At 61.0% G+C, this 25,323-nt stretch carries 22 protein-coding genes and 3 tRNA genes; 20 read left to right on the top strand and 5 right to left on the bottom strand.

All coding sequences use genetic code 11. From position 1 onward, the window contains the following. The first annotated feature begins 14 nt into the window (after positions 1-14). From guaB to ACYPYQ_RS11735, 3 genes are all read left to right on the top strand, one after another. Positions 15-1,475, top strand: coding sequence for an IMP dehydrogenase (guaB, locus tag ACYPYQ_RS11745; protein WP_459724029.1), 1,461 nt, complete (start codon positions 15-17; stop codon positions 1,473-1,475). Between the two features lie 42 nt (positions 1,476-1,517). Further along, positions 1,518-3,098 (top strand): glutamine-hydrolyzing GMP synthase, encoded by a 1,581-nt coding sequence (gene guaA / locus ACYPYQ_RS11740; protein WP_459724028.1) that lies wholly within the window; start codon positions 1,518-1,520, stop codon positions 3,096-3,098. Between the two features lie 336 nt (positions 3,099-3,434). Then, positions 3,435-5,948, top strand: coding sequence for a coiled-coil domain-containing protein (locus tag ACYPYQ_RS11735; RefSeq protein ID WP_459724027.1), 2,514 nt, complete (start codon positions 3,435-3,437; stop codon positions 5,946-5,948). A gap of 66 nt (positions 5,949-6,014) precedes the next feature. Here the strand turns inward: ACYPYQ_RS11735 and ACYPYQ_RS11730 are convergent, their stop codons facing one another. The 5 genes from ACYPYQ_RS11730 to ACYPYQ_RS11710 form a co-directional block, all read right to left on the bottom strand. Beyond that, positions 6,015-6,476 (bottom strand): outer membrane lipoprotein, encoded by a 462-nt coding sequence (locus ACYPYQ_RS11730; protein ID WP_459724026.1) that lies wholly within the window; start codon positions 6,474-6,476, stop codon positions 6,015-6,017. 64 nt (positions 6,477-6,540) lie between these two features. Further along, positions 6,541-8,712 (bottom strand): heavy metal translocating P-type ATPase, encoded by a 2,172-nt coding sequence (locus tag ACYPYQ_RS11725; RefSeq protein ID WP_459724025.1) that lies wholly within the window; start codon positions 8,710-8,712, stop codon positions 6,541-6,543. 22 nt (positions 8,713-8,734) lie between these two features. After that, positions 8,735-9,304 carry a Tll0287-like domain-containing protein gene (locus tag ACYPYQ_RS11720; RefSeq protein WP_459724024.1) on the bottom strand — a complete coding sequence of 190 codons (570 nt, stop codon included), beginning with the start codon at positions 9,302-9,304 and terminating at the stop codon, positions 8,735-8,737. Positions 9,305-9,365: 61 nt separating this feature from the next. Then, positions 9,366-9,560, bottom strand: coding sequence for a YgaP family membrane protein (locus tag ACYPYQ_RS11715; RefSeq protein WP_459724023.1), 195 nt, complete (start codon positions 9,558-9,560; stop codon positions 9,366-9,368). 38 nt (positions 9,561-9,598) lie between these two features. After that, on the bottom strand, positions 9,599-10,060 hold the full coding sequence (locus ACYPYQ_RS11710) for a hypothetical protein (protein WP_459724022.1): 462 nt from the start codon (positions 10,058-10,060) through the stop codon (positions 9,599-9,601). 129 nt (positions 10,061-10,189) lie between these two features. Between ACYPYQ_RS11710 and ACYPYQ_RS11705 the strand changes: the two genes are divergently transcribed. From ACYPYQ_RS11705 to ACYPYQ_RS11625, 17 genes are all read left to right on the top strand, one after another. Continuing rightward, positions 10,190-11,062 carry an S-methyl-5'-thioadenosine phosphorylase gene (locus tag ACYPYQ_RS11705; protein WP_459724021.1) on the top strand — a complete coding sequence of 291 codons (873 nt, stop codon included), beginning with the start codon at positions 10,190-10,192 and terminating at the stop codon, positions 11,060-11,062. Then, entirely contained in the window at positions 11,059-11,697 is a 639-nt protein-coding gene (locus ACYPYQ_RS11700) for a class II aldolase/adducin family protein (protein WP_459724020.1), read from the top strand. Before ACYPYQ_RS11705 ends, ACYPYQ_RS11700 begins: the two co-directional genes overlap by 4 nt. A 1-nt stretch (position 11,698) precedes the next feature. Then, positions 11,699-12,226: an adenine phosphoribosyltransferase gene (locus ACYPYQ_RS11695; protein ID WP_459724019.1), complete on the top strand. Its 528-nt coding sequence runs from the start codon at positions 11,699-11,701 to the stop codon at positions 12,224-12,226. After that, entirely contained in the window at positions 12,226-13,269 is a 1,044-nt protein-coding gene (gene mtnA, locus ACYPYQ_RS11690) for an S-methyl-5-thioribose-1-phosphate isomerase (RefSeq protein WP_459724018.1), read from the top strand. Before ACYPYQ_RS11695 ends, mtnA begins: the two co-directional genes overlap by 1 nt. Positions 13,270-13,452: 183 nt before the next feature. Beyond that, the gene (rimP, locus tag ACYPYQ_RS11685) at positions 13,453-13,878 is read left to right on the top strand and encodes a ribosome maturation factor RimP (protein WP_459724017.1); all 426 of its coding nucleotides are present in this window, start codon (positions 13,453-13,455) and stop codon (positions 13,876-13,878) included. Positions 13,879-13,901: 23 nt separating this feature from the next. Further along, complete coding sequence (nusA, locus tag ACYPYQ_RS11680; protein ID WP_459724016.1) at positions 13,902-15,377, top strand: transcription termination factor NusA; 1,476 nt, start codon at positions 13,902-13,904, stop codon at positions 15,375-15,377. A gap of 27 nt (positions 15,378-15,404) precedes the next feature. Continuing rightward, a complete protein-coding gene (infB, locus tag ACYPYQ_RS11675; RefSeq protein ID WP_459724015.1) occupies positions 15,405-17,978 on the top strand; it encodes a translation initiation factor IF-2 in 2,574 nt (857 codons plus the stop codon). A 3-nt stretch (positions 17,979-17,981) separates the two neighbouring features. Further along, positions 17,982-18,338: a 30S ribosome-binding factor RbfA gene (rbfA, locus tag ACYPYQ_RS11670; RefSeq protein WP_459724014.1), complete on the top strand. Its 357-nt coding sequence runs from the start codon at positions 17,982-17,984 to the stop codon at positions 18,336-18,338. Continuing rightward, a complete protein-coding gene (gene truB, locus ACYPYQ_RS11665; protein WP_459724013.1) occupies positions 18,322-19,263 on the top strand; it encodes a tRNA pseudouridine(55) synthase TruB in 942 nt (313 codons plus the stop codon). Before rbfA ends, truB begins: the two co-directional genes overlap by 17 nt. A gap of 73 nt (positions 19,264-19,336) precedes the next feature. Continuing rightward, complete coding sequence (gene rpsO, locus ACYPYQ_RS11660; RefSeq protein WP_459724012.1) at positions 19,337-19,606, top strand: 30S ribosomal protein S15; 270 nt, start codon at positions 19,337-19,339, stop codon at positions 19,604-19,606. Positions 19,607-19,696: 90 nt separating this feature from the next. After that, positions 19,697-21,811: a polyribonucleotide nucleotidyltransferase gene (gene pnp, locus ACYPYQ_RS11655; RefSeq protein ID WP_459724011.1), complete on the top strand. Its 2,115-nt coding sequence runs from the start codon at positions 19,697-19,699 to the stop codon at positions 21,809-21,811. A 133-nt stretch (positions 21,812-21,944) separates the two neighbouring features. Continuing rightward, positions 21,945-22,583 (top strand): uracil-DNA glycosylase, encoded by a 639-nt coding sequence (locus ACYPYQ_RS11650; protein ID WP_459724010.1) that lies wholly within the window; start codon positions 21,945-21,947, stop codon positions 22,581-22,583. 2 nt (positions 22,584-22,585) lie between these two features. Then, on the top strand, positions 22,586-24,394 hold the full coding sequence (gene uvrC / locus ACYPYQ_RS11645; RefSeq protein WP_459724009.1) for an excinuclease ABC subunit UvrC: 1,809 nt from the start codon (positions 22,586-22,588) through the stop codon (positions 24,392-24,394). A gap of 1 nt (position 24,395) precedes the next feature. Further along, positions 24,396-24,977 carry a CDP-diacylglycerol--glycerol-3-phosphate 3-phosphatidyltransferase gene (pgsA, locus tag ACYPYQ_RS11640; RefSeq protein ID WP_459724008.1) on the top strand — a complete coding sequence of 194 codons (582 nt, stop codon included), beginning with the start codon at positions 24,396-24,398 and terminating at the stop codon, positions 24,975-24,977. A 34-nt stretch (positions 24,978-25,011) separates the two neighbouring features. Beyond that, positions 25,012-25,088 (top strand) — tRNA-Pro (locus tag ACYPYQ_RS11635). 41 nt (positions 25,089-25,129) lie between these two features. Then, positions 25,130-25,206 (top strand) — tRNA-Arg (locus ACYPYQ_RS11630). Between the two features lie 16 nt (positions 25,207-25,222). Then, positions 25,223-25,298 (top strand) — tRNA-His (locus tag ACYPYQ_RS11625). The last annotated feature ends 25 nt before the right edge of the window (positions 25,299-25,323 follow it).

Raw genomic sequence — 25,323 nt, 5'->3', positions numbered from 1 at the left:
CGGAGGAAGGTTCCATGCGTATCACTCAAAAAGCTCTCACTTTCGACGATGTACTGTTGCTTCCTGCGCAATCCGATGTCCTGCCGCGCGATGTAAGTCTGCGCGCCCGTCTCACCCGCAACATCCAGTTGAACATCCCGCTGCTGTCGGCAGCGATGGATACCGTCACCGAAGCCCGTCTCGCCATCGCGCTGGCACAGGAAGGCGGTATCGGCATCATCCACAAGAACATGACCGCGAAAGAGCAGGCCGCCCACGTGGCCAAGGTCAAGCGCTTCGAGAGCGGCGTGGTCAAGGACCCGATCAGCATCACGCCGGACATGACTGTGCGCGATGTGCTCAATCTGACACGCCAGCACAAGATCTCCGGCTTGCCCGTCCTGCAAGGCAGGAACGTGGTGGGCATCGTGACCAACCGCGACCTGCGTTTCGAGAGCAATCTCGACCAGCCGGTCAGCAACATCATGACGCCGCGCGAGCGTCTGATCACCGTCAACGAGAGTGCCAGCCACGATGAGGCCCGCAACTTGATGCACAAGCATCGTATCGAGCGTGTGCTGGTGGTGAATGACGCTTTCGAACTGTGCGGACTGATGACGGTGAAGGACATCCTCAAATCAACCGAACATCCCAATGCCTGCAAGGACAGCCAGGGGCGGCTGCGCGTGGGCGCGGCGGTCGGCGTAGGGGATGGGACCGAAGAGCGCGTCGCACTGCTGGTCGAAGCGGGGGTGGATGTCATCGTGGTGGATACCGCGCACGGCCATTCGCAAGGTGTGTTGAGCCGCGTGCAATGGGTCAAGAAGAACTTCCCGCAGGTGGACGTCATCGGCGGCAACATCGCCACGGCGGCCGCTGCCAAGGCCTTGGTCGCACATGGTGCCGATGCGGTAAAGGTGGGTATCGGTCCCGGCTCCATCTGCACCACACGTATGGTGGCGGGAGTGGGTGTACCGCAGATCACCGCCATCCACAATGTCGCGGAAGCACTGGCCGGCACCGGCGTGCCGCTGATCGCCGACGGCGGCGTGCGCTTCTCCGGAGATATCGCTAAGGCGATCGCGGCTGGCGCGAACTGCGTGATGCTGGGCGGTCTGTTTGCCGGTACCGAGGAAGCACCGGGCGAGATCGAGCTGTTCCAGGGGCGTTCCTATAAATCCTATCGCGGCATGGGAAGTCTGGGCGCGATGCAGCAAGGTTCCAAGGATCGCTACTTCCAGGATACAGAAGGCAACAACGACAAACTGGTGCCGGAGGGGGTGGAAGGCCGCGTGCCCTACAAAGGCAGTGTGCTGGCCGTGATCCACCAGTTACTCGGCGGCCTGCGTGCCAGCATGGGCTACCTTGGATGCAAAGACATCCCTACGGTGCACGCGCAAGCCGAGTTCGTGGAGATCACATCCGCCGGTATCCGTGAATCTCACGTGCATGACGTGCAGATCACCAAGGAAGCACCGAACTACCACATCGATTAACAAAAGGCGGATTCGTCCGCCTTTTTTTGTTTCCATCTCACTATGCACAAAAAAATCCTCATCCTCGATTTCGGGTCGCAATACACCCAACTGATCGCCCGCCGCGTGCGCGAGACGCATGTGTATTGCGAGCTGCATCCCTGGGATATGAGCGAAGCAGATATCCGCGCTTTCGATCCGGCAGGCATCATCCTTTCCGGCGGTCCGAACTCGGTCTATGAGGACGAGACGCCCAAGGCTCCGCAGGTCGTGTTCGATCTGGGCGTTCCGGTGTTCGGCATCTGTTACGGCATGCAGACCATGTCGGCCCAGCTGGGCGGCAAGGTCGAGAGCGGCACGGTGCGCGAGTTCGGTTATGCCGAGATACGTGCGCACGGCCATTCGAAACTGTTCGACGGCATACAGGACAAGACCAATGCACAAGGCCACGGTCTGCTAGACGTATGGATGAGCCATGGCGACAAGGTCACCGCACTTCCCCCCGGATTCAGTGTGATCGCCTCCAATGCTGCCACGCCGTTCGCGGCGATGGCGGACGAGTCGCGCCGTTTCTATGCGGTGCAGTTCCACCCGGAAGTCACGCATACCCATCAGGGCAAGGCCATCATCGGCCGATTCGTGCATGACATCTGCGGCTGCGGTCAGGACTGGAACATGCCTGACTACATCGAGGAAGCCGTGGACAGGATCAAGGCACAGGTCGGCGACGAGGAAGTCATCCTCGGCCTGTCAGGTGGCGTCGATTCCTCCGTTGCGGCTGCGCTGATCCACCGTGCCATCGGCGACCAGCTGACCTGTGTGTTCGTGGACAACGGCCTGCTGCGCCTGAACGAAGGCGCACAGGTGATGGAGACATTCGGCAAGAACATGCACATGAAGATCGTGCATGTGGAGGCCAGCGGCGAGTTCATGAAGCATCTGGCCGGCGTCACCGACCCCGAGCAGAAGCGCAAGATCATTGGCCGCGAGTTCGTTGAGGTGTTCCAGCGCGAATCGGCCAAGCTGAAGAGTGCAAAGTGGCTGGCACAAGGTACCATCTATCCCGACGTGATCGAGTCTGCCAGCTCCAAGACCAAGAAGGCGCACACCATCAAGAGCCACCACAACGTGGGCGGCCTGCCGGAATCCATGCACCTCAAACTGCTGGAACCGCTGCGAGAACTGTTCAAGGACGAAGTGCGTGAACTTGGTGTCGCGCTCGGCCTGCCGGCAGACATGGTGTATCGCCATCCATTCCCCGGTCCCGGCCTGGGTGTGCGCATCCTGGGTGAAGTGAAACCGGAATTCGCCGACCTGCTGCGCCGTGCCGATGCCATCTTCATCGAGGAGTTGCGTGCCACGCGTGACGAAGAAGGCAAGAGCTGGTACGACAAGACCTCGCAGGCTTTCACCGTGTTCCTGCCGGTCAAATCGGTCGGTGTGATGGGTGACGGCCGCACCTACGAGTGGGTGGTGTCGCTGCGTGCCGTGGTGACCAGCGATTTCATGACGGCGCATTGGGCACACCTGCCGTACGAATTGTTGGGCAAGGTCTCCAACCGCATCATCAACGAAGTGCGCGGCATCAACCGCGTCGTCTACGACATTTCCGGCAAGCCGCCCGCCACGATCGAGTGGGAGTAGCGCCTCCGAGGGCGGAGCGGGGCCCCGCTTGCGGGGTGTGACCCCGAGGAGGATGCGCCCGCGAATCGACAGACGGTGAATTTCAGCCGAATTGGAATGAGCGGGCAACGGCCTGAGCAGGTGGTAGAGGGGCCCCGCGCGTAGCGAGGGAATCTGACCCGAGCGACCGCCGGCGTTCTCCGTTCCACGGCCACTTGCCGTGAATCCGGCTGCTTCCAGCCCGTCGATCACCGAAATAAGCCACTTTCCCCGCTTTATTCCGCAGATACAAAATATCCCCGACTGTTAATTTAGCCTCGTGCCAAAACGGCAAACAAGTTTTAAGCGAGGTTAAACATGTCAGCACTCAACAAGATCCGTCTGGTCTCATCCCGCGAAGATGAGGTGGCTGAATCCGAAGCCATACTCGAATCGCGCGGCCGCATCGAGGCCGAGATCGATGCGCAACTCGCCGCGCAGGCCCGTTCCCGTGCCGAAGCACATGCACGGGCCATCGCACAGGGCAAAGCCCAGCGCGAGAGCGAGATCGCCGAACAGATCGAGATGCGCAATCGTGCCGAGTCCCAGTTGGTCGAAGAAGTTCGACTGCGGCTTGAACAGGAACGCGCGCTGACCCTCGCCTCACAGGAGAAGGTGGCAGCCGAAGCACGTTTGGCAGAATCTGTGCGCATCCGCCAGCAGGCCGAACTGGAAGCGCAAAAGGAATTGGAGAAGCGTCTGCTTGCCGAGCAACGCTTGCACGATGAGCAGCGCCGTCGTGCGGAAGCCGAGCACGAAGCAGCTTTGAAAGCACAGGAGCGCGAGGTCGGTGAGGCAGAACTGGTCAAGGTCGCGGCAGAAAAACTCAAGCGCGAGCGCGAAGTCGTTGCACTGGTGAATGCCAAACTAGCTGCCGAGCGCTCCGCGCAGGAAGCTCTGATCGCCCGCGAACGCAGCGAATCGCAGGCATTGGCGGAGATACAGGCGCGTATCGCTGCCGAACTGGAGGCAGAACGTGCTGCCGTTGCGCGTGCAAATGAAGAACGCGCCCTCACAGAAAGCATTGAGTTGCGCAGTCGCCTCGAACAACAGGCGCAGGAAGAGGCTGTTGCGCGCAATGCGGCGGAATGTCGTGCAGCCGAGATCGCACGGCAGGCGCTGGAAAAAGAACAGATAGCCCGTGCCGCTGCCGAGCAGAAACTTCAAGCTGAGCAGGAAGCCTTGCGCTCACTGACCGAACGCGCCGAGATCGAACGTCAGGCCGCTGCCGAGCGCGAAGCCGCCAATCTGTTGCTGCGCAAGGCGGAAGCCGATGCACGCGACCTGCTGGTGGCTGAACAGCAAGCCAAGCGCGCTGCCGAATCACGCGCGCAGACAGCGCATCAGCTGGTGCAGGAAGCCCAGCAACGCGCCGAAGCCGAGATGTATACCTCGCGGGCGCTGGAAATGCAGTTGGCAGCCGAGCAGGAAGCCATCGCCAATGCACACAAACATCGCGAGATGGCCGAGCGTGCGCGGGAACTCGCCACACAGAAAGCGGCATCCGAACATCAACTGTATCTGGCCGCTCAGCAACAGGCTGCCAACGACAAACAGGAAGTGCTGATTTTCCAGCAGCGTCTGGATGCGATCAACCAGCAACTGGCGGCAGCGGAGACCCGTGTCCAGCTGGCAATAGCTGATTGCGAGGCGGAAGAGCAGCGCCTGCAAGCGGAAACAGCGGAACTGGTTGCCATCCAGCAGCGCATAGAGGCTGAGCAGCAGGCCGAGACCGCCGCGCGTCAACGCATGACAGCGGAAACTGAAGCGGAAGCGCTTGCGATGCAGCGCGCCGCCCAGGAAGCGGATGCCGAGCAGGTCGCCCTCCGTCGAGTCATTGCTGAACAACAAGCCATCGAAGCCATGACTGCGCGCATGGATGCTGAACTGCGCGCCATCGAAGCAGACAACGCGCGCATGGAACAGGAAGTCAAAGCCGAGGAAGCCGCAACTGCCAAACTGGCTGAGGAAGCAAGATTGATGGAGGTCGAACGCGACAAGGAATCCGTCGCCTTGCGCGCCATGAACATGGCGAAGATGAAGGCCGCCACACTGCAACAGGCTGCGCAGGCGGAGGAGGCCGCGCTGCAGGCTGATGCACGCGCCGTCGTAGCTGCCCGCCAGCGTATCGCCGCAGCGACCGAGGCAGCGCAATTGGCAGCGCAGAAGGAGCAGGAGGCTCTGGCACTGGCAGAACTCGAACAACAGAAGGTACTGGCCGAATCGGCCCAGATCGAGCTGCTTGCGCAGCGTTGCGAGCAGGAAGCCGGACAGGTCGCAGATATCCAGGCGCAGAACGAGATGCTGCGTTCACATATTGAGACCTTGCGCGTCGAACGTGAGGCAGCAGAACGCATCGCCGATGCCGAGGCGACCGCTCGCATCGATCAGGAGCGCCAGTTGGCAGAGATGAGTGCACAGCGCGCGGAAGCAGAGCGCCATGCGCGAGCCGCAGCGGAAGAGAGCGTCAGATTGCAGGCCGAGTTGAAGACGCTGGCGGAAGCGTACGCAGAGAATGATGCCCGCAAGAATGCGGGCTTGCGTGAAGAGATGCAGCAACTGAGCGCCGCCATGGAGACCGAACATCTGCTGGGCAGACTGCGCCGTACCAACTGGATCGCACGCTTGTCGCAGGGGGCGCTGGCTGCGACCTTGCTGCTCAGTGCCGGATTGTGGATGAATACGCCGGACCCGGTCGCCCATGCATCCGGCCAGATCGCCACGAAGCCGGTCACCCCTGCTGTGTCGGCCGCGCCCAAGATTGAACTGGCCAGTTTCCAGCTCGCGACGGAGTTGAGCCTGCCCACCCTGAAAGTGGCTGCAGCAGAATAAGAAGTTGCTCTGTGAGGAAAAGGAACGGCGGCCTGGGCCGCCGTTCCTTTTTCCTTGAATGGAAAATCAATGCGAGACGCGCACCACGCCGCCGCTCTCTATCACACGCACTTTGTCGCCGACATTGAAAGTCTTGTCGTTGACTGACTTTTCCTGCACCACGGAGATGTGGCTGCCATCTTCGAGCTGGATGGAGAACTCGATGCCGTCCTCGCGCGTGTAACCTTCCTCGGCCGCTGCACCGACCACACCGCCGACCACGGCCCCCAGCACGCGCATCACATCGCTGCCTTTGCCGTCCCCTGTCGAACTGCCCGCGATACCGCCGACCACGGTACCTGCGGCCGTGCCGATCTGGGTGGCAGTGCCCTCGATGCGCACTTCCTTGAGTTGCTCTATGGTACCGACGCGGAAGGTCTGAACCTGGCGCACCTGGTCGCGGGTATAGACGTCACCCGATTTGCTGCTGGCACATGCGCCGAGCAAAAGGGTGCTGGAGATAAGCAGGAGAGTGGCAGGGGTGTTCATGACGTGACTCCTCGGTCGATAGATGTGCGGGGTGGATGGTTCGATTGCACCGACCGCCCGCAGTTCAATGCTTTTCGTTATCGGGCTTCCATCGTTTCAGCAGCAGGGCGTTGCTGACCACCGACACCGAACTCATCGCCATCGCCGCGCCCGCCACCACCGGATTGAGCATGCCCAGCATCGCCAGCGGGATGCCCAGCACGTTGTAGGCGAAGGCGAAGAACAGGTTCTGCCGGATCTTGCTCAGCGTGGCACGCGACAGCGAGATGGCATCGGCGACCGACATCAGGTCGTTGCGCATCAGGGTGATATCGGCCGCTTCCAGCGCGATGTCGCTGCCGCTCTTCATGGCGAAACTGACATCGGCCGCCGCCAGTGCAGGGGCATCGTTGATGCCGTCGCCCACCATGCCGACCACCTTGCCGCCTTTCTTGAACGAAGTCACATGTCGAGCCTTGTCTTGCGGCAACACTTCGGCCAGGTACTCATCCACGCCGGCCTGCTGAGCGATGGCGCGCGCGGTGGCGTCGTTGTCGCCGCTCAGCATCACCACGCGTATGCCCATGCCACGCAGTTTGGCGACGGCTTCGCGGCTGCTCTCACGCAGGCGATCGGCCAGTGCGATGTAGCCGAGCACGGCGTTGCTGTGCGCCAGCACGATCACCGAACGGCCTTCGGTCTGTAGCGCTGCAAGCGCGGCATCGTCCAGCACGATGTTCTGCGACTTGGCAAAGGCGGGCGAACCCAGCAGGCAATTCGCGCCATCGACCGTGGCAGTCAAGCCTTGGCCAGTATGTTCGTGCAGATCGCCGACTTCGATGATGGCTTGCTCGCCCGCATGCTCAAGCAGCGCGCGGGCGAGCGGGTGCGTGGAGTGCTGGGCCAGCGCGATGGCGGTGTGAAGCAGTCTTTCTTCTGAGATGCCGGTAGAGGGGGTGACTTCGGTCACGGCCGGCTTGCCTTCGGTCAACGTGCCGGTCTTATCCAACACCAATATGTCGAGCTGGTGCGCGCGTTCCAGTGCGGCGGCGTCCTTGGCGAGGATGCCGGCATGCGCGGCGCGGCCGGTGGCGACCACCACGGCCGTCGGCGTGGCCAGTCCCAGCGCGCAGGGGCAGGCGATCACCAATACCGATACCGCGTTGATGAGCGCGATGCTGAAGTTGTCCTGATACAGCCACCAGCCCAGGAAGGTGAGCAGTGCGATGCCCAGCACGGTGGGCACGAACACGGCGGATATCTTGTCGGCCAGACGCTGGATGGCGGCTTTGCTGCCTTGCGCCTGTTCCACTAGGCGGATGATGGCGGCGAGCTGGGTCTGCGAACCGACCGCCAGCGCGCGGCAGCGCAGCACGCCTTGCTGGTTGAGGGTTGCGGCATAGACTTTGGTGCCGGACTGTTTGAGTTGCGGCAGGCTTTCGCCGGTGAGCATGGCTTCGTCGATGCTCGATTCGCCTTCCAGCACGATGCCGTCCACCGGCACGCTCTCGCCGGGGCGCACGATATAGATGTCTTCCGGGCGCAAGGAACCGGCGGAGACATCCAGTAATTGACCGTTGCGCTCGGTATGGGCGATCTTTGGTTGCAGGTTGATCAGGGCTTCCAACGCGGCGGAGGCTTTGCCCTTGGCGCGCGCTTCCAGCAGCTTGCCCATCAACACCAGTGTGATCAGCGTGGTGCTGGCTTCGAAATACACGGGCTGATCCAGCCCGAGCAGCCATACCGCAACACTCATGAAATAGGCTGCACTGGTACCCAATGCGACCAGCACATCCATGTTGCTGCCACCGCTGCGCAATGCCGCCCAAGCGCCTTGATAGAAACGCGCCCCGGCCCAGAACTGCACCGGTGTGGCGAGCAACCATTGCGCCCACAGCGGCATCATCAGATGCACACCGGCGAACATCAGCACCATCTCACCGATCAGCGGCAAGGTCAGAAATATAGAAACGAGGAACAGATTGCGCTCATGCTTCAGCACAGCCATGCGATCGGCTTTCTCGGCGGCGAAGTCGCGCGCGGGGTGCGCGTCGAAGCCGGTGTGGCGCACCGTTTCGATTATGGTTTCCAGGTCGGTCCGGGTCGGATCGTAGGTGAGGCTGGCTTTTTCGGTGGCGATGTTCACCACGGCGGTGACATCGGGCAATTCGTTGAGGGATTTTTCCAGACGCGCAGAGCAGGATGCGCAACGCATCCCGGCGATCTGCAATTCGGCGTGCTCTGTCTTTTCAGTCATGGCACGCCGAATCTACCACGATTTACAGCGGGCGTTTCAGGCTCACACCGCCGCGCAGCTGGCCGGGCTTGTAGCCGGTGGCCTGATCATGCGGATAGTCTGCGGCGAGACGCGCTTGAACGGCGGGCGAGATTTCTTCCTTGCTGCCGTGGCAAGCGACGCAACCGGGCTGCAGCACGATACCCTTCATGTAACGCAGGTATTTGCCGTTCGGCTCTTTCACGATCTCGGCCACTTCCAGCGTTTCGGGCTTCGCGCCTTTGGCCAGTTGTTTCTCCATCTTCTTCAAGGCCTTCTGTTCCCATGCATCGGGCGTGCCCAACATCGGATTGCGCACCTTGTCCGAGACGCGGGTCAGCTTGATGCCTTGCTGGCGGGAGATGTCACCGGCCATCGCGGGGGCGATGTCCTTGCACACGGTGATGGCTGACTCAGGGCCGCCTTCCATCACGGCTTTCTTGTTCGCGGCAACCAGATTTTGCATGAAGGGGCCGATCACAGCGCGGCTCTCTTCGCGGTATTTTTCCAGGTTGTCTGCCAAAGCCGGGGCGGACAGGACAAACAGGGAGGTCAAAAGCAGGGATTTCTTCATGGGTATTCCTTCCTTATAAAAAATGCCCGGCTTGAGCCGGGCAAGTCTGGGGAAATGATGTTTACTTCTTCTCGGTCGAGCACGTGTTCATGCCGAAGATCGCATAGGCCGGGCAGAAGCCGATGGCGCCGGTCAACAGCGGCACCACGCCGATCCAGCCCCATACGCCTATGGTCTCGGTCACAGTCAGGCCGATCAGCGCCAGTCCGACGATCACACGCAGTCCACGATCGATACCACCTGAGTTGCATTTCATCTTCGACTCCTTCCATTAAGGGTTACGGTTGTTGAATATTACTCCGACTTCAATTGCCATGCCGCATGGCAGGCCACGCAGCTGGTAAGGGTATTGCTCAACTTGTTCAGGATTTCGGCGGAAGGCTTTCCGGCCTCGGCGTCCTGAGCGATCTCGTCCATGGCGTGGTGCACGGTCATGCCCAGTTCCTTGAACGACATCGGCAGCTTGGCCATCAGCGCAGGATTCACATCGGCTGCTGAAGCCATACCGGAAGCACGTGCCGCCTGGGCGACCTGCTTCATGTCCTTCTTGTCCAGTCCGGCCAGGATACCCTGGGTGGAACCCAGCAGGCCACGCATCTCCAGTAACACCAGTTCACGTTCGGCAGGCAACAGCACGATGGCATCGCGCTGGCCTTCGATCTCGGTGGTATTGCCCTTTATGAAGAACCAGCCGAATACGAGTGCAGTGGCGACCCAAAGGAAAACGGCGAATATTGCGAATTTGCTGGTTTTCATCTTAAGGCTCCGTGCGGAATGCGGCGCATCATAGGCAGCAGCTGCAACAGTGTCTGTGAGAAACATCACACTTGAGCGCATGGCGGTTTCCTGTTCCAATCCATGCCCATTACGGACTTGGGGGGAATCATGGGGCAGGCGAGCATCGGCATCATCGGCGGCAGCGGTGTCTACGACATCGAAGGGCTGGAGAACAAACGCTGGGAGAAGGTCGAGTCGCCTTTCGGTGAACCTTCGGACGAGCTGCTGTTCGGTGAGCTGGACGGGGTGAAGCTGGCTTTTCTGCCCCGTCACGGTCGCGGCCACAAGATCCCGCCTTCCGATATCAACTTTCGCGCAAATATCGACGCCCTGAAACGCGTCGGCTGCACCGATGTCATTTCGGTCAGCGCCGTCGGCTCGCTGCGTGAACATCTCTCGCCCGGCACTTTCGTCATCGTCGACCAGTTCATCGACCGCACCTTCGCACGCGAGAAATCCTTCTTCGGCAACGGGCTGGTGGCGCATGTCTCCATGGCACATCCGGTGTGCGGGCGATTGGGCGAGCACATCGAGAATGCCGCCATCGAAGCGGGTATCTCAGTCATGCGCGGCGGCACCTATCTGGTGATGGAAGGCCCGCAGTTCTCCACGCTGGCCGAGTCCGAGCTGTACCGCCAGTGGGGTTGCGATGTGATCGGCATGACCAACATGCCGGAAGCCAAGCTCGCGCGCGAGGCCGAGCTGTGCTACGCCACGGTGGCCATGGTCACCGACTACGACTGCTGGCACCCCAACCATGACGATGTGACCGTAGACCAGATCATCCAGGTACTGCTGGCCAATGCCGACAAAGCCCGCACATTGGTCAAACACGCTGTGCCGCATATCGGTTCGGACAAGCAAGCGTGCGAATGCGGCTGTCGTAGCGCATTGCAGCACGCGCTCATCACCGCCCCGGAAGCGCGCGATGAAGCGATGAAGAAGAAGCTGCAGGCCATCGCAGGGCGCGTGTTGAGATGAACGGACAGCAATTGCGCAGCGCCTTGCTGCAAACCTCCCGCCGCATGGTAGAGCTCGGCCTGAACCGTGGCACGGCGGGCAATGCCTCGGTGCGCTGTGGTGAGGACATCCTCATCACGCCGTCCGCCTTGCCGGTGGCCGAGATGTCTGAATCCGATCTGGTGCTGCTGGACAAGACAGGCAAGGTGCTGCAAGGCCGCAAACCCTCCAGCGAATGGCGCTTCCACTGCGACATCCTCAATGCCCGCCCCGAGATCGGCGCCGTGCTGCACATGCACTCCACCTACGCCACTACCATGGCGTGCCTGGGCAAGGATGTGCCTGCCGTGCATTACCACATCGCCATCGCGGGCGGCGACAGCATCCGCTGTACGCCATACACCATCTTCGGCGAACAGAACCTTTCCGACCTCGCGCTGGAAGCGTTGCGCGATCGCAAAGCCTGCCTGCTTGGCAACCACGGCATGATCGCGCTGGGCAAAGACCTCGATGAGGCGCTGTCGGTGGCACAGGAAGTGGAGTTCTTGTGCGAGGTGTACTGGCGAGCGTTGGCGGCCGGTGTGCCGAACATACTCAGCGCGCAGCAGATGCACGCAGTGAAAGAGAAGTTCGTCGAATACAAGAAACGGAGTTGACATGCCCATCAAGTCACGCGTGAGGACAGTGCCTCACTATCCCAAGCAAGGCATCATGTTCCGCGACATCACCACGGTGCTAAAGGACCCTGTCGGCCTGCGCGCCACCATCGACGAACTGGTGCGCAGATACAAGGATGTGAAGATCGACAAGATCGCCGGCATCGAATCGCGCGGCTTCATCCTCGGCGCGCCGCTGGCCTATGCGCTAGGCATCGGCTTCGTGCCCATCCGCAAGAAAGGCAAACTGCCCGCCGAAGTCATCGGCCACGACTACGAACTGGAATACGGCACCGACCGCATCGAGATCCACACCGACGCCATCGCCAAAGGCGAGAAAGTGTTGCTAGTGGATGACCTCATCGCCACCGGCGGCACCGCCGAAGCCGCCTGCATCCTCATCGAGAAGATGGGCGGCCATGTCATCGAATGCAGCTTCATGATCGACCTGCCGGATATTGGCGGTCGCGCGCGGCTGGAGAAGCGCGGGCACAAGGTGTTCGCGTTGTGCGAGTTCGAGGGGGATTGATGAAGATCGAAACCCTGCGCTGGTTCAACAACCGGCTGGAGATGATAGACCAGCGCATCCTGCCCGCTGCGTTCGAGTATCTGAGTTACTACACCGCGCATTCCGTGGCCGAGGGCATCCGCAGCATGGTGGTCCGTGGTGCGCCGGCCATCGGGGTGGCGGCGGCTTATGGGGTGGCGCTGGAGGCGCTGCGCTTGCAGGACAAGTCTGCGGCTGAGTTCAACGCGGGCATGGAAGAGGGCTTCAAGGTGCTGGCCGCCAGCCGTCCGACGGCGGTGAACCTGTTCTGGGGTTTGCAGCGCATGCGCAAGGTGTGGGAGGGCGTGACGACGCAGAAGCTGCAGCAGATCGCGCAGCGTCTGCTGGCCGAGGCGCATGAGATCCATGCCGAGGATATCCGCATCAACAAGGCGATGGGCGCGAACGGCGCGGCCTTGCTGAAGGACGGCGCACGGGTGCTGACGCATTGCAATGCGGGGGCGCTGGCGACGGCGGGTTGGGGCACGGCGCTGGGGGTGTTCCGCTCGGCGGTGGAGGCGGGCAAGAAGATTTCCGTGATCGCCGACGAGACGCGGCCTTTCCTGCAGGGGGCGCGGCTGACGGCTTGGGAGATGGTGCAGGAAGGCATCCCCGTCACGCTGATCACCGACAACATGGCGGGCCACCTGATGGCGCACGGCGAGGTCGACGCGGTGGTGGTGGGCACGGACCGCGTGGCGGCCAACGGCGATGTGGCGAACAAGATCGGCACCTACATGGTGGCGGTGCTGGCGAAGCGGCACAACATCCCGTTCTATGTGGCGTGCCCGCTGTCGACCATAGACCTGAACATCGCTTCGGGCAAGGACATCCCCATTGAGGAGCGCTCGGTGGATGAGGTGAAGGGCTTCCGCGACTATCACTGGGCGGCGGAGGGGGTGAAGATACGCAATCCGGCGTTCGATGTGACCCCGGCGGAGCTGGTGACGGGACTCATCACCGAAAAGGGCGTGGTGCTGGCCCCGGATGTGCAAGGCATCCGCAAGCTGTTCGACGCCGGCTGAATCGGCGCGATACCCCCCCGTTCTGCCCCTGCTGGCGCATGCTTTACGCGGCATGCGGGGTGCATGGCGGGGTGTATTGTGGGTCATTCCATAAATACCTGTTTCCCATAAGCAAACCTTTTGGTACAATCCGCGCCGTTTTCAGATGGGCCTCGAGCCCGTTTTTTATTTGTGGGATCGAATATGGACGTTGCGAATCTGGTTGAAACGACGCTGACCGGCATGGGCTACGAGCTGGTCGATCTGGAATTGTCCGGGCGCGGACTGATGCGCGTGTTCATGGACAAGCCGGATGGCATCTCGGTCGAAGACTGCGAGCGGGTGAGCAACCAGTTGGTACGCCTGTTCACGGTGGAAGGCGTGGAATATGAGCGCCTGGAGGTGTCTTCACCGGGGCTGGACAGGGTGGTGAAAAAGGAAGCGGACTTTGTGCGCTTCAAAGGGCAGAAGGCGAAGTTCAAGATGCGTCTGCCCGTGAACGGTAGCAAGCAGTTGGTGGGCATCATCGGCGAGCTGAAGGATGGTGTGCTGCAGCTGGATATGGCGGGCAGTTCGGTCGAGATCGAGCTGTCGAATGTGGACAAGGCACGTCTGGTGCCCGTATTTTGATTTGATGCAGTCGGAGAATAACGATGAGTCGTGAAGTTCTGTTGTTGGTGGATGCCCTGGCACGTGAAAAGAACGTGGACAAGGAGATCGTGTTCGGTGCGCTGGAGTCTGCTCTGGCTTCCGCGACCAAGAAGCGTTTCGTGGACGAGGAAGCCGATGTGCGTGTGAGCATCGACCGCGATTCCGGCGAGTACGAGTCTTTCCGTCGCTGGCAGGTGATGGACGACGAGACCTTCGAGACACCCGAGCTGCATATCAAGCTGGAAGAGGCGAAGAAGCGCGATCCTGAGGCGGAGCTGGAAGGCTACATCGAAGAGCCGCTTGAGAACATCGACTTCGGCCGTATCGGCGCGCAGGCAGCCAAGCAGGTCATCTTCCAGAAGATCCGCGACGCCGAGCGCGAGCAGATCCTGGCTGACTTCATGGAGCGCAACGAGCACTTGGTGTCCGGCACGATCAAGCGTATCGAGCGCGGCAACGCCATCATCGAATTCGGCAAGATCGAGGCACTGCTGCCGCGTGACCAGATGATCCCGAAGGAGAACCTGCGCGTCGGCGACCGTGTCCGCGCTTATCTGCTGCGTGTGGATCGCACCGTGCGCGGCCCGCAGATCATCCTGTCGCGTATCACCACCGAGTTCCTGAAGAAGCTGTTCGAGCTGGAAGTGCCCGAGATCGAAGAAGGCATCCTGGAGATCGTCAGCGCTTCGCGCGATCCCGGCTCCCGCGCCAAGATCGCGGTACGCACCAACGACCAGCGTCTGGACCCGATCGGCACCTGTGTCGGCATGCGCGGTTCGCGTGTGCAGGCGGTGACCACCGAACTGGCGGGCGAGCGCGTGGACATCATCCTCTGGTCGGACGATCCGGCTACTTTCGTCATCAATGCGCTGGCACCGGCTGAAGTCACATCCATCATGGTGGATGAAGACAAGCACAGCATGGATGTAGTGGTGGAGGAAGAGAATCTGGCGCAGGCCATCGGCCGCGGCGGCCAGAACGTGCGTCTGGCTTCCGAATTGGCCGGCTGGGAGATCAACCTGATGACGGTCGAGCAGTCTGCTGAGAAGAACGAGCAGGAATTCGCCGTGATCCGAGACCTGTTCGTGTCCAAGCTGGATGTGGATGAGGAGGTCGCCGACATCCTGGTGCAGGAAGGATTCTCCACGCTGGAAGAAGTGGCCTATGTGCCCCTGGAAGAGATGCTGGAGATCGAGGCGTTCGACGAGGCGACCGTGGAAGAGCTGCGCAGCCGCGCACGCAACGCATTGCTGACGGCCGCGATCGCCAACGAAGAGCAGGTCGAGCACAACATCGAGGACCTGCTGAAGATCGAAGGTATGGATGCCGATACGGCCCGTACGCTGGCAGGTAAAGGCGTGGGCACGCAGGACGATCTGGCCGATCTCGATACCGACGAGCTGATGGAGATGACCGGCATGGACGGTGAGCGTGCCAACCAGTTGATCATGACGGCGCGTGCGCCTTGGTTCGAATAAGCAGAGCCTTTGGGCTGAAGGAAAGTAATGGGAAAAATCAATGTCGCTCAATTCGCCGGGGAACTGGGGCTCCCGGTCGAGCTGCTGCTGGAACAGTTGCAGTCGGCAGGTGTCGCCAAACAAAAGGACTCCGATCCGATATCCGAGCAAGATAAAGCGAAGTTGCTCGAGCACCTGCGCAGCGCGCACGGTGGCGGCAAGAGCAAGATCACGGTGACGCGCCGCGAAACGACTGCGATAAAAAAAGCCGACAGCACGGGCAAATCTCGCACCATCCAGGTCGAGGTGCGCAAGAAACGCACCATCGCACCGATGGCCGAACAGGCGGAAGCCAAGCCGGTCGTTGTGCCCGAAGTGGTAGAAGAAACGGCAGTCAAGCCCAAGCAGGTGCTGGACGAGGCCGAAAAACTGGCGCGCGAGGAAGAGGCCCGTCAATTGGCCGAGCTGGCCGCGCGTCAGGCGGCTGATCTGGAAGCCAAACAGGCGCGCAGCAAGCGCAAGACCGTCGCCGCAGAAGCGAAACCGGAACCGGTCGCCGAGGAAAAGCCCGTTGTTGCAGAGACGCCGGTCGCACCCGTCGCGGCTGTCGCCGCGCCCGAGGGTACCTTGCACAAACCCGCCCTGCGTCCGGGTGACAAGGTGGCCAGACCTTCCAGAAAAGCAGAGAAAGCCGCTCCCAAGGACAGCCCGTGGGATGAAGCCGGTCACAAGAAGCGCCCGACATCGCGCACGACGGATACCCGCAGCGGCGTGACGACTCGCCCGGGTTCGCTGCGCGCCGGTCGACACGACAAGCACAGCAAGGCCGAGGCCGCGCATGCCTTCTCGCTGCCGACCGAACCGATCGTGCAGGAAGTCACCATCCCGGAGACCATCTCTGTCGCCGAGCTGGCGCAGAAGATGTCCATCAAGGCCGCCGAGATCATCAAGGCGCTGATGAAGATGGGATCCATGGTGACCATCAACCAGGTACTAGATCAGGAGACCGCGATGATCGTGGTCGAGGAGATGGGCCACAAGGCCGTTCAGGCCAAGCCGGACGATCCGGATGCCTTCCTGATGGAAGACGTGGCACACGAGGATGCTGTCCTTGAGCCGCGTGCGCCGGTGGTGACCGTGATGGGTCACGTCGACCATGGCAAGACCTCGCTGCTGGACTATATCCGCCGTACCCGCGTGGCATCCGGCGAAGCGGGTGGCATCACGCAGCATATCGGTGCCTATCACGTGGATACTCCGCGCGGCATGGTCACCTTCCTCGATACGCCGGGTCACGAAGCCTTTACGGCGATGCGCGCACGCGGTGCGCAGGCGACGGATATCGTGGTGCTGGTCTGTGCTGCCGACGACGGCGTGATGCCGCAGACCAAAGAAGCCATCCACCATGCCAAGGCGGCCGGCGTGCCCATAGTGGTTGCCGTGACCAAGATCGACAAGCCCGAGGCGAACTCCGAGCGTGTGCGCCAGGAACTGGTGGCCGAAGGCGTGGTACCGGAAGACTGGGGCGGCGATTGCATGTTCGTCGAGGTTTCGGCCAAGACAGGTCAGGGCATCGACCAACTGCTCGAAGGTATCCTGCTGCAGGCCGAGGTTCTGGAATTGAAGGCTGCCAGGAACACCAGTGCCAAGGGCGTGGTGGTCGAGGCGCGACTGGATAAGGGTAAGGGTGCCGTGGCGACCATGCTGGTCCAATCCGGCACCCTGAAACGCGGAGATGCCGTGCTGGTCGGCTCGGTCTCCGGTCGCGTACGCGCCATGCTGGACGAGAACGGCAAGGCCGTGAACGAAGCGGGGCCGTCGATCCCGGTCGAGATCCAGGGCTTGTCCGAAGTGCCGGTCGCCGGTGCGGACTTCCTGGTGTTGGCAGACGAGAAGAAGGCGCGCGAGATCGCGCTGTTCCGTCAGGGCAAGTACCGCGACGTGAAGCTGGCCAAGCAGCAGGCCGCCAAGCTGGAGAACATGTTCGAACAGATGGGCGAAGGCGAAGTGCGCACCCTGCCATTGATCGTGAAGGCGGACGTGCAAGGCTCCATCGAGGCGATCGCCGGCTCGTTGCAGAAACTCTCCACCGACGAGGTGAAGGTCAGCATCATCCACAGCGGCGTGGGCGGCATCACCGAATCCGACATCAACCTGGCGCTGGCTTCCAAGGCCGTCGTCATCGGTTTCAACTCACGCGCAGACGCTTCGGCGCGCAAACTGGCCGAGACGGCGGGCGTGGATATCCGTTACTACAACATCATCTATGCGATGGTGGACGAGATCAAGGCGGCATTGTCGGGCATGCTGGCACCGGAGAAGAAGGAAAGCATCATCGGCATGGTCGAGGTGCGTCAGGTCTATCACATCTCCAAGGTGGGTACCGTGGCCGGCTGTTATGTCACCGAGGGCATGATCAAACGCGGTTCCAGCGTGCGCGTGCTGCGCAACAACGTGGTGATCCATTCCGGCGAGCTGGATTCCCTCAAGCGCTTCAAGGACGACGCGAAGGAAGTCAGGTCCAACTTCGAGTGCGGCTTGTCGCTGAAGGGATACAACGATCTGGAAGTGGGCGATTTCCTGGAAGTATTCGAGATCGTCGAAGTGGCGCGAGCCCTTTAATAGATGGCGAAGGACTACGCCCGTACCGACCGCATCTCCGAGCAGATCCTGCGCGAACTGGCTGAGTTGATCCGCCTAGAAGTGAAGGATCCGCGCGTGAGCAGGGTGACGTTGACCGGTGTCAGCGTCACCAACGACCATGCACATGCCAAGGTGTTCTACACATCCCTGGAAGGTGGGAACGAACAGCTGCAAACGGGCCTGGAGCGCGCCTCCGGCTTCTTGCGCAGCCAGCTCGCCAAATCCATGAAACTGCGCATCACCCCCCAGCTGCATTTCATCTACGATGCCTCCATCGAACGCGGCGCGCACCTGTCCCAACTGATCGATCAAGCGGTAGCCAGTGACAAGAAAGACTGAGCAGGTCCGCCGCACCAAACGCCAGATAGACGGCGTGCTGTTGTTCGACAAACCGTTGCAGCTCAGCTCCAACAGCGCGATGCTTAAAGTGCGCGGGCTGTTCGGCGCGGAGAAGGCCGGCCACACCGGCACGCTGGATCCGCTCGCCACCGGCCTGTTGCCGATCTGCTTCGGCGAAGCGACCAAATTCACCCATGCCTTGCTGGATGCCGATAAACGTTATCGCGCTACGATCCGTCTCGGTCAGCGTACGACGACGGGTGATGCCGAAGGCGAGGTCATCGAGGAGCGTCCTGTAACGACAGATGAAGCGCAGGTCAGACAAGTCCTTCTCCGTTTCACCGGCGAGATATCGCAACTCCCCCCCATGCACAGTGCCTTGAAGCATCAGGGCAAACCGCTGTACGAATATATACGCAAAGGCGAGATGGTCGAGCGCGAGACGCGGCAGGTCTTCATCCGGGAGCTGCGTCTGGAACGCTGGGAGGGAACCGAGCTGGATATAGATGTGCTGTGCAGCAAGGGCACCTATATCCGCACTCTGGGTGAAGATATCGGCGAAGCATTGGGCTGCGGCGGGCATCTGATTGCCTTGCGTCGCACCGGCATAGGCGAGTTCGGCCTGGATAAGGCGCACACCCTGCAGGAACTCGAGGCCGTGGATGGGGCTGGGCGCGATGCCTTGCTGTTGCCGGTGGATAGCCTGGTCAGTGGGTTCCCGGTCCTGACTCTCGATGCCGTGCAGGCCGGACGGCTGGCGCAAGGGCAGCGTCTGGCGATGCAGGACCAGCATCCAGACGGCAAGCGCCGCCTGTATGCGGAGGGCGACTTCATCGGTTTGGGTGAGTTGGTTTGCGGGAGATTGTCCCCGATCCGCCTTCTATCCGGCGTCGCCCGCATGGCAGCTCTGCCGAAATCAGCTTGAGCGGCACCCCTATTCAAGTGTAGAATGCCGCACTTTTTTTATTACCGCACCTTTTTAACTGGAGAAGAAGTCAATGTCTATTACCGCCGCTCAAAAATCGCAGATCGTGACTGACTATCAGCGCGCCAAAGGCGATACCGGCTCCCCCGAAGTACAAGTAGCCCTGATGACGGCACGTATCAACTACCTGACCGAACACTTCAAGGAGCACAACAAGGATCACCACTCCCGTCGCGGCTTGCTGCGCCTCGTGAGCCGTCGCCGCAAACTGCTCGACTATCTGAAGAGCAAGAACGAAGAAGGTTACAAGGCACTGGTCCAGCGCCTCGAACTGCGCAAGTAATAACGCAATAAAGCGGGTCGCAAATGCGGCCCGCTTCGTTTTGGCGTGCCTGTCCGCCCGTATCCGCACAAACTTCAAGAGAGGTCTACTTTGATCCACTATAAAAAAACACTTAGCTACGGTAATCATCAACTGACTTTGGAGACAGGCGAGATCGCACGTCAGGCCAGCGGCGCAGTCATGGTCAGTCTGGGCGACACCACGGTTCTGGTCACCGTGGTGGGGCGCAAGGATGCCAAACCGGATCAGGACTTCTTCCCGCTCACCGTCGATTATCAGGAGCGCACCTATGCCGCCGGCAAGATCCCAGGCAGCTTCTTCAAGCGTGAAGGCCGCCCGAGCGAGAAGGAGATCCTGACTTCGCGACTGATCGACCGTCCACTGCGCCCGCTGTTCCCGGAAAGCTTCTACAACGAGGTGCAGATCGTGGCGACCGTCATGTCCTCGGATCCGCAGATCGACGCCGACATCCCCTCCATGATCGGTGCGTCCGCCGCGCTGGCGATCTCCGGTATCCCGTTCGACGGCCCCATCGGCGCAGCGCGCGTGGGTTACGCGAACGGCCAGTATCTGTTGAACCCGAGCAAGGATGAACTGGTGACATCGCAGATGGATCTGGTCGTGGCCGGTACTGCACAGGCTGTGCTGATGGTCGAATCCGAAGCGCAGCAACTGTCGGAAGAAGTGATGCTGGGTGCCGTGGTGTTCGGTCACGAGCAGATGCAGACCGTGATCAATGCCATCAACGAGATGGCATCGGAAGTCGGCCAGGACGACTGGGACTGGACACCGGCTCCCAAGAACGAGGCGTTGATCGCCCGCATCAACGCGCTGGCCGAGAACGACCTGAAGGCTGCCTATGCCGTGCGCGAGAAACAGGCCCGCACCCAGCAAGTCGGCGAGATCCATGCAAAGGTGATGGAAGCACTGGCTGTGCCCGAGTTCGAGAACGTCTCCAAGAACGAGATCAACGAGCTGTTCAGCGCGCTGGAAGCCCGTATCGTGCGCGGTCAGATCCTGAGCGGCGAGCCGCGTATCGATGGTCGCGACACGCGCACCGTGCGTCCGATCACCATCCGTACCGGCGTGCTGCCGCGTGCCCACGGTTCGGTGCTGTTCACCCGCGGCGAGACGCAGGCGCTGGTCGTGGCTACACTCGGCTCGATGCGTGACGCGCAAAAGATCGATGCACTGGAAGGTGAATATTCCGACCGCTTCATGCTGCACTACAACTTCCCGCCGTACTCCACAGGCGAGACCGGCCGTGTCGGCACACCTAAACGCCGCGAGATCGGCCACGGCCGTCTCGCCAAGCGCGCACTGGTTGCCGTGCTGCCGAGCGAAGAAGAATGCGGTTATGCGATCCGCGTGGTCTCCGAGATCACCGAGTCCAACGGTTCCAGCTCCATGGCTTCCGTCTGCGGGGGCTGCCTGTCGCTGATGGATGCAGGCGTGCCGGTGAAGGATCACGTGGCAGGCATCGCCATGGGCCTGATCAAGGACGGTGGCCGTTTCGCGGTACTGACCGACATCCTGGGCGACGAGGATCACCTGGGCGACATGGACTTCAAGGTGGCGGGTACCGAGAACGGTATCACTGCGCTACAGATGGACATCAAGATCAACGGCATCACCAAGGAGATCATGAAGGTCGCGCTGAGCCAGGCTCAGGCAGGCCGCAAGCACATCCTCGGCATCATGAAGCAGGCGATGCCTACCGTGCGTCCTGAAGTCTCCGACTTCGCGCCGCGCATGATCAAGATGAAGATCAATCCGGACAAGATCCGCGATGTGATCGGCAAGGGCGGCGCAGTGATCCGCGCGCTGACCGAAGAGACCGGTACCACCATCGACATCGACGACGACGGCAACATCACCATCGCATGCGTGAGCGGTGAGGCGGGTGAGCTGGCCAAGAAGCGCATCGAGGACATCGTGGCCGAAGTCGAAGTGGGCAAGGTCTACGAAGGCCCGGTGGTCAAGCTGCTGGACTTCGGCGCGCTGGTCAACATCCTGCCGGGCAAAGATGGTCTGCTGCATATCTCGCAGATTTCGCACGAGCGTATCGCTGCCGTGGCCGATCATCTGAAGGAAGGCCAGATCGTCAAGGTCAAGGTTCTGGAAGTGGACGACAAGGGCCGCATGCGTCTTAGCATGAAGGCATTGCAGTCACAACCCGAAGCTGCGGCACCGGCTACCGAATAAGGCAGTCCGCAGTCTGCACGAGCCCCGCCGCGCACCCGCAAGGGGTAGGCCGGGGCTGTGAGCCGACAAGTCGTCAACAGCCCCGCTCTGCGGGGCTTTTCATTGCAGCAGCAAGATCAGACGAAGGATAAACATGCCGTCTTCCAGCCTTTCACTGGCACGCAGCCTGGTCGCCACCCTGCCATCGGGCAAGGCGGGACTGTTCAACCCTTGGGCGGATCATTGCCCGCATGATGCCGAAGGGAATGGCCCGGCAGCCAAACTGGCACGTCTGGCCGCCCATCTGGATTGCAAGCCAGAGTTCATCCTGGCGGGCGAGGCACCGGGCTATCAAGGGTGCCGCTACAGCGGCATCGCCTTCACCAGCGAGCGATTGCTGGGCGAGGGGGCCATCCCCCGCATCGCGGCATTGTCCGATCGTTTGTCTACCCGGCGCTTGCCGTTCTCCGAACCGTCCGCCACCATCGTGTGGAAGACGCTGTACCGCCTCGGCATCGCCGAGCGTACCATCCTGTGGAACGCGATGCAGCTCCACCCGCATCGCGCCGACGATCTATGGTCGAACAGGACACCGAAGCCGGAAGAGATCGAACTGGGTGAACCGGCGATGCGCCTGCTGATCGCAGCGTTCCCGCAGGCCAGGATCGTTGCGGTGGGCAAGAAGGCGGAGGGTTTGCTGAGCGACATGGGGGTGAAGGTCACCGGTGCGGTCAGACATCCCGCGAACGGCGGGGCGGCCGAGTTTTCAAGAGGACTTCAGGCACTGATCTGAACATGGCAGACGAAGCATTCGATCCCAAGGATTTTCTCGCCAGCCTGCCGCTGCAGCCGGGCGTATACCGTATGCTGGATAGCCAGGGGCACGTGCTGTACGTGGGCAAGGCCAACCAGCTCAGGAAGCGTGTCAGTTCGTATTTCCAGAAGAGCAATCTGTCGCCGCGCATCCAGTTGATGGTGTCGCATATCGCGCGCATCGAAACCACGGTCACGCGCTCGGAAGCGGAGGCGCTGCTGCTGGAGAACAACCTCATCAAGTCCTTGAAGCCTCGCTACAACATATTGTTCCGGGACGACAAGTCCTATCCCTTCATCGTCTTCACCGGCAGCCCGTCACCGCGCCTGACCTACTATCGCGGTGTGACCGACAAGCGCAACCAGTATTTCGGTCCTTATCCCAATGCGCAGGCGGCCAAGGAGAGTATCAATCTGCTGCAGAAGGTGTTCAAACTGCGCACCTGCGACGAAGGTGTTTTCAACAATCGCACGCGTCCTTGTCTTTTGCATCAGATCCACCGCTGCAGCGCCCCCTGTGTCGGACTGATCAGCGCCGAGGATTACGCCACCGATGTGCGCAACGCCGCATTGCTCCTGCACGGAAAGTTCGATGAGGTGGAGAAGCGTTTGCGCGCCGCGATGGAACAGGCTGCCGAAGCGCTGGAATACGAACATGCCGCCGCCCTGCGTGACCAGTTGCAGGCACTGCACACTGTGCAGCAGAGACAATTCGTGGAGAGCGGCCGCGATACGGATGCCGACATCGTGGTCGTGGTCGAGGCGGAAGGGACGCTATGCCTGAATCTGGCGGTGGTGCGCGGCGGGCGTCATCTGGGTGACAAACCGTTCTTTCCGGCGGATGTGCAGGGGCAGGATGGCGTAGAGGTGCTGGAGGCGTTCATCGCCCAACATTACCTCGAACGCAGTGTCCCGCCGCTCATCATCACCCATCCGGCGGTGCAGGATGAGGCACTGGAAGCCTTGTTGAGCGAACAGGCAGGGCACAAGGTACAGATACGGCATGCGGTGACCGGAGAGCGGCGGCAGTGGCTGGAGATGGCGCAGGCAAATGCTTTGCTCGGATTGAAACAGCAGGCCGGTATGCAAGCGGGACAGTCACTGCGGCTCGATGCATTGCGCAACGAACTCGCGCTGCCGGACCTGAAACGCATCGAATGCTTCGATATCAGCCATACCATGGGCGAAGCGACGGTCGCATCCTGCGTGGTGTATGACGATCTGGCGATCCGTCCGCAGGAATATCGCCGCTACAACATCACAGGCATCACGCCCGGCGACGATTACGCCGCCATGAAGCAGGCCTTGCAGAAACGCTACCAGAAATTGCAGGCTGGGGAAGGGAAGCGGCCGGATCTTATTCTGATCGATGGCGGGGCGGGACAACTGGCGATGGCGGTAGAAGTGATGACCGAATTCGGCTTGTCCGACATCGCCCTGGTCGGTGTGGCGAAAGGCGTGGAACGCAAGGCCGGGCTTGAGCAATTGCTGCGACCCGGGGTGGAAAAGCCGCTACAATTGCCGCCAGCACATCCCGCCCTGCATCTGATCCAGCAGGTCCGTGATGAAGCGCACCGTTTCGCGATCACCGGACACCGTGCCAAGCGCGGCAAGACGCGCACCACATCATCGCTGGAGGAGATCGAAGGGGTAGGCGAGAAACGTCGCCGCAACCTGCTGACACACTTCGGCGGCTTGAAAGGCGTACAGCAAGCCAGTGTAGAAGAGCTGGCACGAGTGGAAGGCGTTAGCCCTGCACTTGCCGAGAAGATATATAACCATTTGCATTGACATGCCACTCAACATCCCGAATATCCTGACCTGGTTCCGCATCATCCTGATCCCGGTGTTCATCGCCGTGTTTTATGTGCCGGACGAGATGCTGTCGTTGCATCACAAACATCTGCTGGGCACCTTCATCTTCTGGCTGGCCTCCATCACCGACTGGCTGGACGGCTATCTTGCACGCATGCTGAACCAGGGCTCCGCCTTCGGTGCCTTCCTCGACCCGGTCGCCGACAAGCTGATGGTGGTGGCTGCGCTGGTCATATTGCTCAAACTCGGCTACGTGGATGCCATCATCGCTTTCATCATCATCGGTCGCGAACTGACCATCTCCGCTTTGCGCGAATGGATGGCACAGCTCGGCAGCAGCAAGAGCGTCGCGGTCTCCATGCTGGGCAAACTCAAGACCACCTTCCAGATGCTGGCCATCATGTTCCTGCTGTATCAGGAACCTTTGTTCGGTATCCCTTGTGACACCGTCGGTACGGTACTCATCTATCTGGCCGCCATCCTCACATTGTGGTCGATGGTGTATTACCTGATGCTGGCGATCCCGCAGATTTCGGAAAAAACCCGCGATCAAAATTGATTTTTCGGATTCGCTCTGTATAATGCCGCGCTCTCGGGGTGTAGCGTAGCCTGGTAGCGCGCCTGGTTTGGGACCAGGATGTCGGGAGTTCGAATCTCTCCACCCCGACCAGGTACAAGTAGTAGAAGTTTGTTGTGCATACCGAAAGAAGGGTGCCCGTAGCTCAACCGGATAGAGCACCAGCCTTCTAAGCTGGGGGTTAGGGGTTCGATTCCCTTCGGGCACGCCAAACAAAAAGTTCAATGGTGGCTGTAGCTCAGTTGGTAGAGCCCTGGATTGTGATTCCAGTTGTCGTCGGTTCGAGCCCGATCAGCCACCCCACATATTAAAAGACCCGCCCACCGTG

The organism is Sideroxyarcus sp. TK5 (assembly GCF_054601595.1).
This window is presented reverse-complemented; position numbering and strand designations above follow the sequence as displayed.